At 19.9% G+C, this 962-nt stretch carries 2 protein-coding genes and 1 pseudogene; all 3 read left to right on the top strand.

Features of this window, described 5'->3' with window-relative positions:
• Window positions 1-54 precede the first annotated feature (54 nt).
• On the top strand, window positions 55-489 hold the full coding sequence (locus tag M0D11_RS06085) for a hypothetical protein (protein WP_252321030.1): 435 nt from the start codon (window positions 55-57) through the stop codon (window positions 487-489).
• A gap of 29 nt (window positions 490-518) precedes the next feature.
• The gene (locus M0D11_RS06090; RefSeq protein ID WP_252321032.1) at window positions 519-671 is read left to right on the top strand and encodes an HU family DNA-binding protein; all 153 of its coding nucleotides are present in this window, start codon (window positions 519-521) and stop codon (window positions 669-671) included.
• A 99-nt stretch (window positions 672-770) separates the two neighbouring features.
• Window positions 771-962: pseudogene (locus M0D11_RS06095) on the top strand (IS5/IS1182 family transposase); the annotation flags it as partial.

The following is a 962-nucleotide window of genomic DNA, read 5'->3' on the forward strand; positions in this document are numbered from 1 at the left end:
AAAAATGAAATTAAAGAAATAAATATATTTTATAAAAGATAAGGAAAGTAATTTATGAAATCAAAACAACTGACAAAAAGTGAAGATCAATTAGATTTAAATTGAACAAAACATTTTGATTATATTTTTAATAGTGTTGGTGTTGATATAGAAACGTATGATATATATGCTAATAAAGAAAGAACTAAAATTAATGAAAAAGAATTTATACGATATAGTGAGGGTGAATTTAAAGATTTAGTAACTACATCTTGATCTTTAAAAAGATATTTTCTTGAATTAAATTTAGAAGAAATAGTTTTTAAACAGAATGATGCATCAGGTTTTGTAGTTGAATGAAATTGACTTGGTAAATTAAAATATTCAACTACAAAAAAACATAAATTTGTTAAATTAAAACTTAGTGGCTATAACGATTGTATGAAATTTAATAAAAATGATGATATTTTTGGTTTTAGTTTTTTAAATGTAGAACCTTTATTTTTTTAAAATAATAAAAAATTTAAGGAAGTGAATTTATGACTAAAAATGATTTAATCAAAGAAATTCAGAAGAGAACATGAGTTGATAAAACTGATGTTCAAAAGTGTGTTAATGAATTATTTATTATAAAATCATGATTCAACTTTTTTAGTTGCTGGTGAAAATATTGATGTAAATGTTTTAAATAGTAGACATATTCCGTAATTAAATTTTTCAAAAGTCAATTAATAATTTTAAAATTTATTTTATAATTTTATTATTAATAAATTGGGAAAGTGTTGATAAAAATGATTTTTGAAAATTTAAAAAAATTAAAAGATGAAGAATTTTACAGATATTTTGGTATAAAACGTTTTCATTTTAATGAAATGTTAGAAAAATTAATTGAAATAGAAAAATTAAAAAAAAGTAAAGGAAGAAAAAATAAACTTTCAGTTGAAGAAAGATTGATGATGACACTTGAATTGGAATGGCAACCT

The sequence above is a fragment of the Spiroplasma endosymbiont of Lariophagus distinguendus genome (assembly GCF_023846195.1).
In the GTDB taxonomy this organism is placed as follows: domain Bacteria; phylum Bacillota_I; class Bacilli_A; order Mycoplasmatales; family VBWQ01; genus Spiroplasma_E.